13 protein-coding genes, 1 pseudogene and 1 riboswitch are annotated in these 14,816 nt (G+C 71.0%); of the genes and pseudogenes, 7 read left to right on the top strand and 7 right to left on the bottom strand.

Annotated features, from left to right (window positions below; translation table 11 throughout):
* The first annotated feature begins 151 nt into the window (after positions 1-151).
* A complete protein-coding gene (locus ABT023_RS27965) occupies positions 152-1,471 on the top strand; it encodes a PEP-utilizing enzyme (protein WP_350889556.1) in 1,320 nt (439 codons plus the stop codon).
* A 230-nt stretch (positions 1,472-1,701) separates the two neighbouring features.
* Here the strand turns inward: ABT023_RS27965 and ABT023_RS27960 are convergent, their stop codons facing one another.
* The gene (locus ABT023_RS27960) at positions 1,702-1,998 is read right to left on the bottom strand and encodes a peptidase inhibitor family I36 protein (RefSeq protein ID WP_350889558.1); all 297 of its coding nucleotides are present in this window, start codon (positions 1,996-1,998) and stop codon (positions 1,702-1,704) included.
* A gap of 1,056 nt (positions 1,999-3,054) precedes the next feature.
* On the opposite strand from ABT023_RS27960, the gene htpG reads away from it, so the two are divergent.
* Both htpG and ABT023_RS27950 read left to right on the top strand, forming a co-directional pair.
* The gene (htpG, locus tag ABT023_RS27955; RefSeq protein WP_350889555.1) at positions 3,055-4,968 is read left to right on the top strand and encodes a molecular chaperone HtpG; all 1,914 of its coding nucleotides are present in this window, start codon (positions 3,055-3,057) and stop codon (positions 4,966-4,968) included.
* A 427-nt stretch (positions 4,969-5,395) separates the two neighbouring features.
* Positions 5,396-5,549: riboswitch (cyclic di-AMP (ydaO/yuaA leader) on the top strand.
* On the top strand, positions 5,549-6,199 hold the full coding sequence (locus ABT023_RS27950) for a transglycosylase family protein (protein WP_350889553.1): 651 nt from the start codon (positions 5,549-5,551) through the stop codon (positions 6,197-6,199). (Overlaps the previous riboswitch by 1 nt.)
* A 143-nt stretch (positions 6,200-6,342) precedes the next feature.
* Here the strand turns inward: ABT023_RS27950 and ABT023_RS27945 are convergent, their stop codons facing one another.
* The 3 genes from ABT023_RS27945 to ABT023_RS27935 form a co-directional block, all read right to left on the bottom strand.
* Positions 6,343-6,669: a hypothetical protein gene (locus tag ABT023_RS27945; protein ID WP_350889552.1), complete on the bottom strand. Its 327-nt coding sequence runs from the start codon at positions 6,667-6,669 to the stop codon at positions 6,343-6,345.
* An 89-nt stretch (positions 6,670-6,758) separates the two neighbouring features.
* Complete coding sequence (locus ABT023_RS27940; protein ID WP_350889557.1) at positions 6,759-7,448, bottom strand: response regulator; 690 nt, start codon at positions 7,446-7,448, stop codon at positions 6,759-6,761.
* A 17-nt stretch (positions 7,449-7,465) separates the two neighbouring features.
* A complete protein-coding gene (locus ABT023_RS27935) occupies positions 7,466-8,326 on the bottom strand; it encodes a sensor histidine kinase (protein WP_350889550.1) in 861 nt (286 codons plus the stop codon).
* A gap of 236 nt (positions 8,327-8,562) precedes the next feature.
* On the opposite strand from ABT023_RS27935, the gene ABT023_RS27930 reads away from it, so the two are divergent.
* The 4 genes from ABT023_RS27930 to ABT023_RS27915 all read left to right on the top strand — a co-directional run bounded on the left by ABT023_RS27930 (position 8,563) and on the right by ABT023_RS27915 (position 12,132).
* The gene (locus ABT023_RS27930) at positions 8,563-10,521 is read left to right on the top strand and encodes a bacteriocin-associated integral membrane family protein (RefSeq protein ID WP_350889549.1); all 1,959 of its coding nucleotides are present in this window, start codon (positions 8,563-8,565) and stop codon (positions 10,519-10,521) included.
* 11 nt (positions 10,522-10,532) lie between these two features.
* On the top strand, positions 10,533-11,207 hold the full coding sequence (locus ABT023_RS27925) for an ABC transporter ATP-binding protein (protein WP_350889548.1): 675 nt from the start codon (positions 10,533-10,535) through the stop codon (positions 11,205-11,207).
* Between the two features lie 16 nt (positions 11,208-11,223).
* Positions 11,224-11,574, top strand: coding sequence for a hypothetical protein (locus tag ABT023_RS27920; RefSeq protein WP_350889547.1), 351 nt, complete (start codon positions 11,224-11,226; stop codon positions 11,572-11,574).
* Positions 11,575-11,742: 168 nt separating this feature from the next.
* Positions 11,743-12,132 carry a hypothetical protein gene (locus tag ABT023_RS27915; protein WP_350889546.1) on the top strand — a complete coding sequence of 130 codons (390 nt, stop codon included), beginning with the start codon at positions 11,743-11,745 and terminating at the stop codon, positions 12,130-12,132.
* Between the two features lie 335 nt (positions 12,133-12,467).
* Here the strand turns inward: ABT023_RS27915 and ABT023_RS27910 are convergent, their stop codons facing one another.
* The 3 genes and pseudogenes from ABT023_RS27910 to ABT023_RS27900 form a co-directional block, all read right to left on the bottom strand.
* The gene (locus ABT023_RS27910; protein WP_350889544.1) at positions 12,468-13,550 is read right to left on the bottom strand and encodes an LLM class flavin-dependent oxidoreductase; all 1,083 of its coding nucleotides are present in this window, start codon (positions 13,548-13,550) and stop codon (positions 12,468-12,470) included.
* Between the two features lie 5 nt (positions 13,551-13,555).
* Complete coding sequence (locus ABT023_RS27905; RefSeq protein WP_350889543.1) at positions 13,556-14,476, bottom strand: ABC transporter substrate-binding protein; 921 nt, start codon at positions 14,474-14,476, stop codon at positions 13,556-13,558.
* Positions 14,473-14,816: pseudogene (locus tag ABT023_RS27900) on the bottom strand (sulfonate ABC transporter ATP-binding protein); the annotation flags it as partial. The pseudogene ABT023_RS27900 and the gene ABT023_RS27905, both read right to left, overlap by 4 nt.

Raw genomic sequence — 14,816 nt, 5'->3', positions numbered from 1 at the left:
CCGGTTGACCCCTATCGAGTACGAGACCATCATGACCCCACCGGCCAGTCAGGCCGCGTGACTGCAACTGTCACCTACCGGTGCAGCAGACCCGGACGCCCTGGAGACCGTCATCGACCGCGGTGACTTCATCCCGTCGCTGCCCGATCAGGTGCAGGCGTGGACGCCCGCCGGGGGCCCGTCCGCCCCGATCGAGACCGATCCGGCCATCGTCACCGACCTGGTCGAAAGCAGCCAGGCGTCCATCGCCACCCTGCGGGGCGACATCCGGACGGCATCGGGGCCGGCGCTCTTCGACCTTCTCCTGGCTGCCTTCGCGGAGCACAGGCGGTCCCTCGGTGACCCCCGGAGCATGCAGGTGATCATGGCGGGGATGGATGCCACCCGGTGGCTCAACGAGCAACTGTGGGCGTGGCTGGGCGAGAAGAACGCCGCCGACACCCTCACGCTCTCCGCACCCGGCAACGTCACGTCGGAGATGGGGCTGGCGCTCCTGGACGTCGCCGACGTCATCCGCCCGCATCCGGAGGTGGTGGCGTTCCTGCGAGAGGTCGAGGACGAGGGCTTCCTGGCGGAGCTGGCCACGCTCCCGGGTGGCCGGGAAGCGCACGACGCCATTCGGGCCTACCTCGACAGGTACGGCATGCGCTGCGTCGGCGAGATCGACATCACGAGGCCGCGCTGGAGCGAACGCCCCACCACACTCGTGCCCCTCATCCTCGACAACGTCAGGAACTTCGAGCCGGGCGCCAGCAGGCGGCGCTTCTCGCAGGGGCTCCGGGCGGCGGGCAGGAAGGAACAGGACGTCCTGGAGCGCCTGCGGGCCCTGCCGGACGGGGAGCGCAAGGCCGACGAGACCAAGCGGATGATCGACCGGGTCCGCACCTTCATCGGGTACCGGGAGTACCCGAAGTACGCCATGGTCAGCCGCTACTTCGTCTACAAGCAGGCCCTGCTGGAAGAGGCCGAGCGCCTCGTGCACGCCGGCGTGCTCCGGGAGAGGGAAGACGTCTTCTACCTCACGTTCCAGGAGCTGCACGACGTCGTGCGCACGCACCGGGCGGATGATCAGCTCATCCACCGGCGGAAGGAGGCGTTCAGGTCGTACCAGGCGCTCACGCCGCCCCGGGTGCTCACGTCGGAAGGTGAGGGCATCGCCGGGGCGTACCGACGCGCCGACGCGCCGACCGGCGCGCTGGTCGGCCTCGCGGTTTCCGGCGGGACCGTCGAGGGGCGAGCCCGCGTCATCCTGGTCACCGCCTACACCGACCCGAGTTGGTCACCCCTGTTCGTCGCGGTCGTGGGGTTGGTGACCGAGGTCGGCGGCCTCATGACCCACGGGGCGGTGGTCGCCCGGGAGTACGGCCTGCCCGCCGTCGTCGCTGTGGAGAATGCGACCAAGCTGATTCGGGATGGGCAGCGGATTCGGGTGCACGGAACCGACGGGTACGTCGAGATCCTGCCCGACTGATCACGGCCGAGAAGGCTGTTCGTCAGGGCTTCGACCCGGCTTGTGAAACAACCGCAGGCCGCTCGAGCGTCATTCCGATTCCGTGCGAAGGTGCCGGGCGGGCGACCATCCAGGGCTGCCCGCCCGACACCCGGGGCGCGCGGCTACCGACGCTGCGTCGCGGCCGAGACGGATTGAATCAGGCTCTCAATACCGAGAACCTTGCACCTGCTCGAAAACTGCCGTCGAGGCTAGCAGGCGATGTTGACGCGGTTCGCCGAAAGAGCACCGTTGCTGCCCTGGTTGCCCACCGGAGTGGACCAGCCGGTGTAAGTGCTTCCGTTGTACCAGTAGATCGTGCCATGGCCGCGATTCCAAACCGATATGACCTGGAACGGGAGGTTGTGCCAGCCGCAAGTGGATGGCTTCCAGGGGGTGCCTCCGCCACCGCTCTGCGGGTAGAAGCAAGAGTAGTCGGCCGGGCAGCTGGCCCATGCGGCTTGCGCCGGGGCGGCGGTCGCCACGACTCCGGCGGCTCCGAGAGTCATGCCTACCAGCACTGCCGCAAGTTTGCGTCCGGGTCGTCGCATAGTCACTCCTTAAGCACTCGCCCCCGATGAGAGGCTTAATGGCTTGCCTGATCGACTGCGCAGCGCATCGAAGTCTAGACAAAACGCCAAACGATAGATAGGGGTCGTTGCATATTGGGCAGATAGTTGCCAGCTTTGGTCATCGATGTTAACGTTTCGGGCTCCGTATCTCGGAGCAAGGTGCGACAACGGGCAGGCTCGCGCAGCAGGCGTCCTCGTTCGCGCCATCCCATGAACCCGCAGGGTTCGCTTCGCGCGTCGCGCATCCGCCCAGGTCGTCCCAGGCGACCCGGCCCGACCCACCCGGCGTCATTGGACGACGCCCGCCGGTGACTGACTGAGTGCCGATCGGTGCGGACGCCAGCGGACAAGCGCTGACGATGACGGACCGTGTTCCCAGGCCAAGGGCCAAAAGAACAGCAGCTCACGTGGCGGTGCTGGTCGGGTGGAGGGGGCAGGGAGTCCGCTGGGGGCGGAACCGGGGCCCTGTTGCTGTCGACAGCAATGGTGGCAGCAACAGGGCCGGACACCGAGGGCCAGGTACGTAGAGCTACGGATCAGCGCCCGCTTGCCCGTGACCCCCGTACCCCGACCACCATCACCCGACTCGCCGTCACCCTCGTACTGGGCTGAACGATGACCGGACCGCACCTGTCCCTGGCCCAGATCCGTAACCGACTGATCCTCACAGCCCGTACCGTCCTCCGCCAACATCGGCCCGGACCCGACGGCCGTTGCCCGACATGCCGGATCCCGCACTGCCCGGTGGCGACCGCCGCCCGCGACGTCCAGAAGGTGGCCGAGGAAATACAGCAGCGAAGCACAGCAACAACCCCGCCGACCGGACCCGACCGCGACGACCCACAGCAGGCCGATTGACCTCGAACAAGGGCCGGACCGACCCGCTCGCCGCCGGTTTGCATCGAGGTGCGTCCGGGCCGGGCGGGTGACGCGACCGGTAGCGACGACTCGTATCCTGTGCGCGAAGGTCGGATCCAACTGAAAGGGGTCGGTGTGAGCAACCGGATCGAGACGCTGGAATTCCAGGCGGAGGCGCGCCAGCTGCTCCAGCTGATGGTCCATTCGATCTACTCGAACAAGGACGTCTTCCTGCGCGAACTCATCTCCAACGCCTCCGACGCGCTGGACAAGCTGCGCCTGGAGTCCCTGGTCGACAAGGAACTCGCGGCCGACGCCTCCGACCTGCACATCGAGATCGAGGCCGACCGCGACGCGCGCACCCTGACGGTCCGGGACAACGGCATCGGCATGTCCCGCGACGACGTCGTCGGCCTGATCGGCACCATCGCCAAGTCCGGCACCGCCGAACTGCTCGCCAAGCTGCGCGAGTCGAAGGACTCGGCCGGGTCCGCCGACCTGATCGGCCAGTTCGGGGTCGGGTTCTACGCGACCTTCATGGTGGCCGACAGGGTCACCCTGGTCACCCGCCGCGCCGGCGAGACCGAGGGCACCCGCTGGGAGTCCACCGGCGAGGGCACGTACGTCGTGGAGACCATCGACGACGCGCCGCAGGGCACCGCCGTCACCGTCCACCTCAAGCCCGAGGACAGCGACGACAACCTGCACGACTACACCGTCGACTGGAAGATCCGCGAGATCGTCAAGCGGTACTCCGACTTCATCGCCTGGCCGATCCGGATGACCGTGGAGCGCCCGGGCGAGGACGACGCGGTCACCCGCGAGGTGCAGACCGTCAACTCGATGAAGGCGCTCTGGGCCCGGCCGCGCAGCGAGGTCGACGAGGCCGAGTACAAGGAGTTCTACAAGCACGTCAGCCACGACTGGGCCGACCCGCTTGAGACGATCCACATGAAGGGCGAGGGCACCTTCGAGTACGAGGCGCTGCTCTTCCTGCCCTCGCACGCCCCGGTCGACCTGTTCGCCCCGCAGGCCCGGCGCGGCGTGCAGCTCTACGTCAAGCGCGTGTTCATCATGGACGACTGCGACGCGCTGATGCCCAACTACCTGCGCTTCGTCAAGGGCGTCGTCGACGCGCACGACCTGTCGCTGAACATCTCCCGGGAGATCCTGCAGCAGGACCGCCAGATCCAGGCGGTCCGCCGCCGGCTGGTGAAGAAGATCCTCGCCACCGTCAAGGAGCTGAAGGCCAACGAGGCCGAGAAGTACCGCACCTTCTGGGCGGAGTTCGGCCCGGCGCTGAAGGAGGGCCTGCTCGACGACCCGGACAACACCGAGGCGATCCTCGACATCGTCTCCGTCGCCTCCACCCACGACCCGGCGGAGCTGACCGGCCTGCGCGACTACGTCGAGCGGATGAAGGACGGTCAGGGCGACATCTACTACATGACCGGCGAGTCCCGCCCGATGATCGAGAACTCGCCGCACATGGAGGCGTTCCGGGCCAAGGGCTACGAGGTGCTGGTCCTCACCGACCCGGTCGACGAGGTGTGGGTCGAGCGGGTCGGGCAGTTCGACGGCAAGCCGCTGCGCTCCATCGCCAAGGGCCAGGTCGACCTGGACACCGAGGAGGAGAAGAAGGAGGCCGAGTCGGCCCGCGAGCAGCAGCGCCAGGAGTACGCCGACCTGCTGACCTGGATGACGGGCCGGCTCTCCGACAGCGTCAAGGAGGTCCGGCTCTCCACCCGGCTGACCACCTCCCCGGCCTGCGTGGTCGGCGACGCCCAGGACATCACCCCGACGCTGGAGAAGATGTACCGGGCGATGGGGCACGAGGTGCCGCAGGTCAAGCGGATCCTGGAGCTGAACCCGGGGCACCCGCTGGTCGAGGGGCTGCGCAAGGCCCACGAGCAGGAGGCCGGGGCCGACGCGCTCGGCGACACGGCCGAGCTGCTGTACGGGATGGCGCTGCTGGCCGAGGGCGGCGAGCTGGCCGACCCGTCCCGGTTCACCCGCATCCTCGCCGACCGGCTGGCCCGCACCCTGTAGCCGCCGAGACGCACCGCGCGCCGGGCTCCCGGTCGACACCGTCGACCGTGGACGCCCGGCGCGCGCCGTTGCGCGTCCCCTCGGCGGGCGCGGGTGGACCGGGGCGACGGCCCCATGCTTCGGGGGGCAGCCGCCGGCCGCCCCACCGGGCTGTGCGGCGATCACCGAGCGTTTCCGGACTCCGATGTGCGCAATCGGACCACCATCACCCTAAGTTAGGGGGCGAGCTTGTGTGATGGGGGTTCACCCTGATCGGACTCGGCCCGGCGGTCGCTCTGCACGGCTGGTGAAGGCTCGCAAGTCGACGGTGTGGCCTCTTAGCCCGAGCGGGTGAAGAACTTCACAAGAGGTGGGCACTCGTCACGAACGGTGCCTAACGTCGGTTGAGTCCGCGAACGCGGCGACCACGGTCGGTAACGCCTAGTCCTGCCGCCGACCGTCGGTTCCCTTGTCAGTCAGGCAGGAGCGGGGGACCCACATGTTCCTCGGTGCACCGCACCTCGGGGTGAAGCCGCCTGTGGCGGCCGGGCTCCTCGGCCCGAACCCGACAGCTCACCTCGCCGGCGTGGAGGAGTCACACATGGCAACTGAATACACCGCCCGCCACCGTCGGGTGACCGTCCGCCGCGCCGCCGTCGGCACTCTCGCCGCGGGCGCCCTCGCCGGGGTCGTCGCACTGGCCGGCCCGGCCGCGCCGGCCCAGGCCGCGGTCAACTGGGACGCCGTCGCCTCGTGCGAGTCCGGCGGCAACTGGCACATCAACACCGGCAACGGCTACTACGGCGGCCTGCAATTCTCGCAGGGCACGTGGGCCGGCTACGGCGGCAAGAGGTACGCCGCCCGCGCCGACCTGGCGACCCGCAGCGAGCAGATCCGCATCGCCGAGAAGGTGCTCGACGGCCAGGGCATCGGGGCGTGGCCGACCTGCGGCAAGAAGGGCGGCTCGACGAAGGGCAGCCCGAAGTCGGAGCGGAGGTCGGAGACGAAGGCCACCCCGAAGGAGCGGTCCTCGCGTACCGAGAAGCCGGCCTCGCGCAGCAAGCGGGACACCACGACGAGCGCCCCGTCCGGCGGCGGAACGACCTACGTGGTCCGGTCGGGCGACACCCTCTCCAAGATCGCCACGGCGCAGGGCGTGCGGGGCGGCTGGCGCGCGCTGTGGGAGAAGAACGAGCGGGTCGTGGGCGAGCACCCGAACCTGATCTTCCCGGGCCAGCGGCTCAGCTTCTGACGCACCCGGCCGGGTCGGTGCGACCCGGCGCCCCGGTCCCGGGGCATCCAGCACCGGAAGCGCCCGGCCGGTTCCTCCGGCCGGGCGCTTCCGCGTCCCCGACGGGCACTACCACCGCGGGCCGGGCCACCCGGGATTCCACGTCAGGCCACCCGCCGGTCGGCGAGCACCGCCACCCGGGCGAAGTACTCGCGGAACAACGGCTCGTCGCCGGGCGGCACCCGGACCGCGGGCGAGTTGGCGAACCGGAAGGCGAGCCGGTCGGTGCCGTAGAGCGGTTCGTTCGGGTCGCGCACGACACCGAAGAACAACTCGCCGGGCTTGTCAGGCTTCTTGTAGTGCACCAACGCCCCGAGCCATCGCAACGGAACCCGGAACGTGTGCTCGGAGCTGTCCAGGTTGAACAGCTCGAACACCCCCCGGTCCACGCGCAGGTGCAGGTTCCCGTAGTCGAACGCGAGCGGCTCCATGCCGGCCAAGGTATCGCGGGAGCACCGTCGAACGCGCCGTCGCCGCCCGCAGAAACGACCTCGCGTGAGACCACCGACGGGTCACGGTGTTACGGCCGCCGGTCACGTACGGGGGCGGGCACGGGATTCACAAGGCCACCGTTGTACGCGGCGATCACGAGTTGCACCCGGTCGCGGGCCCCGAGTTTGTTCAGCAGGTGTGAGACGTGGGACTTGACGGTCTTGACGGCGATGGTGAGATGCCCGGCGATCTCGTGGTTGGACAGACCCTGCCCGATGAGGCCGAGCACCTCGGTCTCCCGGGCGGTCAGCTGACCGAGCAGGGATTGCGCGGGGCCGGCAGGGCCGGTGTGCTGCCTGCAGACGTAGTGCTCGACCAGGCGCGCCAGGATCGACGGGGCGAAGAGCGATTCGCCGTCGTGCGTACGCCTGATGGCGTCGAGCAGATCGGCGGGCCGGCTGTCCTTCAGCAGGAAGCCACTGGCTCCGGCGCGGAGTGCGTGGAAGACGTGCTCGTCGAGGTCGAACATGCTCAGGACCAGCACTCGGGTGTGCCCGAGCCCCGGCAGCCGGCAGATGCCCCGGGTCGCCTCGATGCCGTCGAGCCGTGGCATCCTGACGTCCATGAGCACCACGTCGGGCGCGGTGGCCTCGGCCACGGCGATTGCCTCCATCCCGTCGCCGGCCTCTCCGACCACAGCGAGACCGGGCTCGGCGTCGATGATCATCGCGAGGCTCCGCCGGAGCAGGGGTTCGTCGTCGACGAGAACGACCCGCAGGGGCCGGTTGGATCCGTTCACACCGCTCCCTCGGGAATGATGGCCTCGAGACGGAACCCCGCACGATCCCCGTGCTCCTTCGCGCGCGGCTCCGCCGTCAGGGTCCCACCCAGGCTGTTCACCCGTTCCCGCAGCCCGATGAGGCCGTGCCCGGCGCCTGGCCGGACGGCCCAGCCCCGGTTCGGCCCGCCGTCGTCGATGGTCACGCTGACTGCCGCCGGGGTCCGCGCCAGACGGACGTCGACCGTGGTCGAGCCAGCGTAACGCGCGCTGTTGGCCAGCCCTTCGCGGACGACCCGGCAGATCGCCACCTGGGCGCCGGGGGACACCGCGCCGAGCTCTTCCTGGGTCAACTCCACGTGCAGGCCGGCCCGGCGGGCCCCCTCGATGATCTCCGGCAGGGACGCCAGGGTCTCCGTGGGGTGGCGGGCGGGCCGGTCGTCGGCCTCCCGCAGCGCGTCCAGCATGCGGCGCAGCTCGACCGTCGCCTTCCGGCTGATGTCCTCCACGTCCTCGATGGCGGCCAGCAGCGCTTCATCGTCCGGCTTGCGGGCGTGCAGGTGCGCCGCGGCGGCAGCCCGCACGGTGATCATGCCCAGGCCGTGGGAGACGATGTCGTGCAGGTCGCGGGCCAGGCGCAGGCGCTCCGCGAGCACCGCCTCGGTGACGTCGCGGCGCGCCATCACCGTCTCGTGCTCGGCACGCTCGACCAGCAGCCGGGCGATCGCCCAGACGGAGACCGCCGCGAAGCCGAGCAGCAGGACGGTGACGAACGGCCAGGTGAGCCCGAGCGCGAGGATGGCCGTCATCACGACCAACAGCGCACCGGCCGACAGCAGCAACCATGATCGACGGGAGCGATGCCGGCTCTCGGTCATGCGGCGCAGCCTACCGTTCCCAGGCTCCGTGGCGTTGGCGTGCGGAGCGCGGGCCCGGGCCTCCCGGGCACCCGCATCGGACCACGGTCTGACGGACCCAGGGCCGACGGGCGACCTCCGATGCCGCCCACGGCCCGATGTTCCGGCGCGTTCCACCTGATTGTCTGGATACGGCGGGTGGCATCACCTCCGCCACGGTGTCCGGAGATCGCCCGGGAGGGTCGTTGTACAGGCGCGTGACAATGGCGGTCGCAGGAGCGTTGTTCACCCTGCTGGCGCTGGTGGCGGTGATCGTCACCGATCTGCACGACCGGGACTTTCCCCAGGCCCTGAGCGCGCAGAGCAGGCTGGGCCTGGACTTCGGCGAGTCGCAGTTCAGCGACCGGGACGCGTTCTCGGCACTGACGCAGATGGATGCCGACTGGAACCTGGGACTGGTCAGGATCGCCCCGGGCCTGGTCGACGACGGCGACGAGCGGATCTTCGTGACCCTCAACGACGGGAGCCTGCCCGCGACGTTCCGCTGGTTCAGCGGCGCCGACGCGGGAAGGGTCGTCGGCAGGGACCGGCTGGCCAACTCGTCGCCCGACGGCTCCTACCTGGTCACCGGGGACGCGGCCCGGCTCGCCGAGTTGGAGAGCCGGCTGAGCAGCGCGGGCGTACGGGTGACCCGCGTCGACGCGTCCGTGACCGACAGTCTCTGGTTCGCCATGCGGGAGGGCGGCTTCGCCGCGGCCGTCCTGGCCGCGTTCGCCCTCATCGCGGCGCTGGCGCTGTTCTGGCTGTCGATGAAGGCGCGCAGCCGCGCGCTCCGGGTGCTCGCGGGCTGCCCCACGTTGCGCATTCAAGCACAGGACCTGGGCGGGTTCGCGGCCGCGCTGCTCGTTCCGGCGGGCGCTGTCACCCTCGCGGCCGCCGCCTGTGTGGGCCTGGCCCGTGGCTGGCTGTACGTCGGCGTCTTCGTCAGGGCGCTGGCCGGCGTGGAGGTCGCGGTCATCGCCGTGTCACTGCTCGTTGCCCTGGCCATGTCGGCCTCCGCCTGGCCGAGCGCCACCATGCTCGCCACCCGGCAGCCCGCGGTGAGGAGCCTTCGCTCGGCGGCCGTGGTCGTCCAGGCGCTGACGTTCCTGCTGGTGGTGGGCGCGGCCGGGCCGGCCTGGTCGGCGTACCGCAGCTCGTCCGCCACGGCCGCTGAGATGGCGCAGTGGAAGAACCTCGCGGATCAGGTCGCGGTCCAGTTCGGGATGGGCGATGACGAGATGACCAGTCTCGAACCCCGGATCGGAAACCTGGTCAGGGACGGCGAATCGGCCGGGGCGGTCGCGTACTCGTACACCTTCTCCGACGAGACATGGGAAGGCGATCTCGGCGACTACTCGGCGATCACCTTCGTGAACCAGCGGTGGCTCGACCTGATGGCGACGAACGCGCCGCCGGGCGCGCTCACGCCGGTGCCGTACGAGCGTGTGAGCGGCATGCTTTCCCGGGAGTTCGGCGAGACGTTCTCGCTGTGGTCGAGAAGCCGAGGTGCCGGGGGAGAGATCCTGTCGGGGTTCGGATACCTGCGGCCCGCCGGCGGGTTCCGGATGCCCGTCGCCCAGGGTGGCGGCGGGAGTCTGAGCTTCCTCGACGATGTCCTCGTCGCCGTCATGCCCTCCCTGCATCAGACGTTCGACGATTCGAATCTGACATCGATGGTCTCGACGAGGAACATCCTGTTCACCGGCGTGGCGGCCACCCAGGCGTTGATCGAGCGCGAAGGCCTCTCCGCCGGGACCCTGAGCGGCCGGGGGATCAGGGGCGACCTGAGTGTGGTCTACGTCGCGGAGGAAGGGATCCTTCGGGCGCAGTTCATGGCGTACGTGGTCTGGCTGATGAATCTCGCGCTCACCGCCCTGGTCGTCGCCTTCACGGTCGCGACCGCGATCAGCGCGCTGATCACCGCCCTGCTGCACGCGAAGCGCGACTTTCCGTTGCGGCTGTCCGGCCGGCCGTGGGCGCGGATCCTGCAGAGCCGGGTGTCCAAGGAGTTGCTGGCTGGCGCGGCGCTCGCGTCCCTCCTGGCGCTGGTCCAGAGACCCGACTCCATGGGGGCCCTGCTGGTGGCCGCGTTGTTCGGGATGCTCGTCGTCCCGCTGAGCCACCTGTGGGCCGCGAACCGGTGTTTCTCCGGCGTCAGCAGGCGTCGAATCTGATGGGAGGTCCAATGCTGATTGAGGCCGAGGCCGTTTCCGTGGCGATCGGTGGGCGGCCGGTGCTCGACGGCGAGTCCGTACGTTGCGATCCCGGGACGATGACCGCCCTCGTGGGCCCGAGCGGATCAGGGAAGACCACGCTGCTGCACTGCCTCGGGCTGCTGCTCCCGGTCGACCGGGGCCGCATCCTGATCGACGGGAGGAACGTCACCGGGTACGGCTCGGCGGCCCGGCGCCGCTTCTGGCGTGACCACGCTGCATTCGTCCTGCAGGACTACGGGATCATGGACGAGGAGTCGGTTGCCTTCAACGTCACGATGCAGTCCAGCCTGCTGGGCAAGCGGGCCACCGGCGACGGGAAGCGGCTGGCGCAGGTTCTCGATCAGACCGGGCTCGCGGGCCGGCAGGATGAGCCGGCCAGTCACCTCAGTGGCGGTGAGAAGCAGCGGCTCGCGCTGGCCCGCGCCATCTACAAGCGAGCCGCGATCGTGTTCGTCGACGAGCCCACCGCGTCACTCGACGCCGCCAACCGGCGGAAGGTCATCGCGCTGTTTGCGGAGCTCGCCGCCGCCGGCCGCACGGTCGTCGTGTCCACGCACGATTCCGAGATGATCGAGGCCTGCGCCTCACGCCACGAAATCGGGAGCGGACGAACTGTTGCGCTATCCGTCGATCAGTCCTACTAGGGCGGAAGGACCTGCCATGTCACTGCTATCCAAGATCGCGATTGGCGCCGTAGCGGTGGTTGCCATCGGCGCGGCCGTGGCTCTCGGCGGCGTGTTCCCAACGTCGACCGACACCCACCCGCCCTGCGAGGAACTGCCGACCGCCGCCGAGGCCAGCGCGGCGTTGACCAGAAGCGAGTCCCTCGCCACCGACATCGCGGCGCTGGGCAGGGGAATCTCGGTCGAGGTGGGCTCGCCGTGCCCCAAGGGCCAGGACCGTGCGCTGATCCAGGTGACCTACGGATCGAAGTCGGAGCGTGAGGCGATCAGCAGCCTACTCGCGCGCCGCGACGGGTTCGGTGTTCCGGTGCACCTCGTCGAGAGGTAGCCGGATGACACGCTGTCGGCCCGCAACGCCGACGAGGACGAGAATCTGGCGGCGACGGTGGATTGGTCTGGAAACGGGATCCCTTTCCGCGTCGGTGGTGCTCTCGCAGGTCGGGCCGCTGTCGTCTCCCGGACACTCCCGGGCGGGCACTGCCGCTAGGGTGCCCCGATGATCCGCGCCCTCCCCGCCCCCGTCGTCCTCGTCGCCCTGGCCGCCGCGCTGGCCGGCTGCTCCAGCGACAGCGAGCCCGCAGCCGCCCCGCCGTTTGCCAGCGCTCCCGCCACGGCAGCGCCGGCTACGACCGGCCCCGACGACCGGCGCGGCTGCCACGCACTCTCCGCCACCAACGCCAAGGCCCACCCCATAGCGCACCGAGATGCTGGCGCGCTCGCCGCCGGGGCCGCCGATCCGGGCATCAAGAAGGCTGGCATCGGCCTGGTCAAAGCGGCCAACGGCGTGGTCGCCGAGTCGAGCGTGGAGACGAACCTCGCGCTCGACCGGGCGCGGATCGCCCTCGCGACCGCGTGCGGGGCGAAGTTCGGCGACGGCCCCTGGTAGCCCCTGAACAGCACGAAGCGGCCCCGACCTCCACCAGGGAGGCCGGGGGCTGTGGTGTGTCGGGCCACCGTAAGGAACGGGCCCGGCCAGCGCTTCGAAGGCGTGTGAATCCGCACCAGCGCGGTGGATACCGTGGGCGATGGCGACGTCACCAGCGGATCGGGAACGGGATGGGGCACGACGAGCAGAGCGTGGCGACGGCGACGGGCCGGACACCGGCGCAGGCGTGCCTGACCCGCCCCGCCAACCCCGCCGCACGCCCCCCGGGGTGGCCGTCGTGAGCGCCCCCGCCCGGCCGACGGGGTGACCGTCCGGCCGGGCGGGTGACGCCCGGGTCACGACCGGTCGGGTCGGATCCCCAGCGCGGGCAGCACGGTCTCCGCCACCCGGTACGCCTCCTCCAGCAGCGGGTTGCCGGAGAGGATGAAGGTGTCCACGCCGAGGGACCGGAACTCCTCCAGCCGCTCGACGACCTGACGGGTGCTGCCCACCACGGCGGTGCCCGGGCCGGGCCGGAACAGCCCCATCCCCGGCCACAGGTTGGGGTACGTCTCCAGCTCCCGGGCCTTCGCCGGCACCCGCCCGCCGTGCTGGCGGAACTGCCGCTGCCAGCCCACCCCGGCGTCCTCGCCGTGTGCGGCGAGCTGCCGGGCGTACGTCTCGTGGCTGGTGACGTCGAGCAGGTGGTCGGCGGCGGCCCATGCCTCGTCCGCGGTGTCCCGGACGATCAGGTGCAGCCGCAGCCCGAGCCGCAGGGTGCGCCCGTGGGCGGAGGCCCGCTCGCGCACCCGGTCCAGCTTCTCGGCGAGCTGGGCGGGCGGCTCGCCCCAGGTCAGGTACACGTCGACGTGCTCGGCGGCCATCTCGATGCCGGCCGGCGAGGAGCCGCCGAACCACAGCGGGATGCCGCCCTTCTGCACCGGCGGCAGGTCCCGCAGGTCCGCCCCGGCGCCCGGCAGGTCGTAGAACTCGCCCTTGTGGTCGAAGACCTCCCCGGAGGTGAGTCGCCGGACCACCTGCCAGTACTCGGCGCTGAGCCGGTAGCGCTCGTCGTGCTCCAGGTGCAGGCCGTAGCGGCGCAGCGTGTCGGTGGAGCCGTTGACCACGTTGAACCGCAGGCGCGGGCCGAACAGGTGGTCGAAGGTGAGCGCGGACTTCGCCAGCAGGGTCGGGGAGATCAGCCCGGGGTGCACCGCCAGCAGCGGCTTGAACGCCGGGCTGGTCGCCGCGGCCAGGGCGCTGCCCAGCGGCCACACGTCGTACTGGTCGGTGGCCAGCAGCGCCCCGGTGAAGCCGAGCCGGTCCAGGGCGGCGGCCAGGTGTTGCAGGTAGCCCAGGTCGACCGGCCGCCGCCCGGCCGGCTCCCACGGGTAGCGCCCCTCCCGGGGGATGATGTACCACAGGACCTCGGTGCCCACGCCGCTCACCGCGCGCCCGCCGGGGCCGCCGCGGCGAGTGCCGCGTCGACCAGCGGGGTGAGCGCCGGCACCAGGGCGTCGGCCACGCTGATCGGCCGGTCGAGGTAGCCGGCCGCGACGAAGATGTCCGCCGCCTCCTGCTGCTCGGCGACGAAGGTGTCGGGGACGCTCTCCAGCCGCCAGGGCAGCCCGGCCAGCGCGGTGTGCCAGTCGGCCGCCTCGCCGCCCAGCTCGGCGGCGGCGTGGGCGGCGGCCTCGTCCAGGTGGGCGGCCACCCAGTCGTCGGCCCGCTGGAGCGCGCCGACGAGCGCCGCGACCACCTCCGGCCGCTGGTGCGCGAGATCCCGCCGGGTGAAGAAGACCGACCGGTCCGAGATCACCGACCCGGTCTCCACCAGGACGCGTACGCCGCCGGCGCGGCGGGCCGCGGCCAGCTCGGCCTCCTGGGCGACCCAGCCGGCGATCTCCCCGGCCGCCAGGCGCTCCGCCGGCGGGGTCGGGTCGTCGGCGGGCCGCCGCGCCACGATGTCGGCGTAGGACAGCCCGGCGTCGTGCAGCGCCTTTGCCAGCAGGTGCGTCTGCCACGACCCGACCCCGAACACCACGGTCCCGCCGGCGAGGTCGGCCACCGTCCGGACCGGACCGTCGGCGGCGACCAGCAGCGCGCCATGCTCGGGGCGCGGGGCGGACACCGCGACGTACACGATGTCGTGGCCCTGTGCCTGCCCGGTCAGCGGCGGGGTGGAGCCGGTGCCGCCGAGGTCGATGACGCCCTCGGCGAGCAGCCGGGCGGTGTTCGTGCCGTCGGTGTAGTAGTGCCAGGCGACTGTCTCGCCCAGCGGCGCGAGCGCCCGCTCGGCCAGGCCGAGCCGGGCCAGGTGGTACAGCGACGGGTTGCTGCGGTGCACTCCGATGGTGATGCTCATGTCAGTTCTCCTTCTCGAATGGTCGGGTCGGCCCCCGCTCCGGGGCGGCGGACGCCCAGGTCGACGAGGAGCCGGTCGCGCAGGGCGCGGAAGGCCGGATCGGTGGCGTCGCGGGGCCGGGGCACGGTGACCCGCTCGTCGCGGACCAGCACGCCGCCGCGCAGCACCGCGACCCGGTCGGCGAGCCGGATCGCCTCGTCGACGTCGTGGGTGACCAGCAGGACGGCCGGGCGGTGCGCCGCGCACAGCTCGCCGACGAGGTCCTGCATGCGCAGCCGGGTCAGCGCGTCGAGGGCGGCGAAGGGCTCGTCCAGCAGCAGCAGCTCCGGCTCTCGGACCA

The organism is Micromonospora sp. NPDC002296 (assembly GCF_040296145.1).
In the GTDB taxonomy this organism is placed as follows: Bacteria; Actinomycetota; Actinomycetes; order Mycobacteriales; family Micromonosporaceae; genus Micromonospora.
Note: the sequence above shows the minus strand (reverse complement) of the source record. Positions and strands in the feature narration are given on the sequence as shown.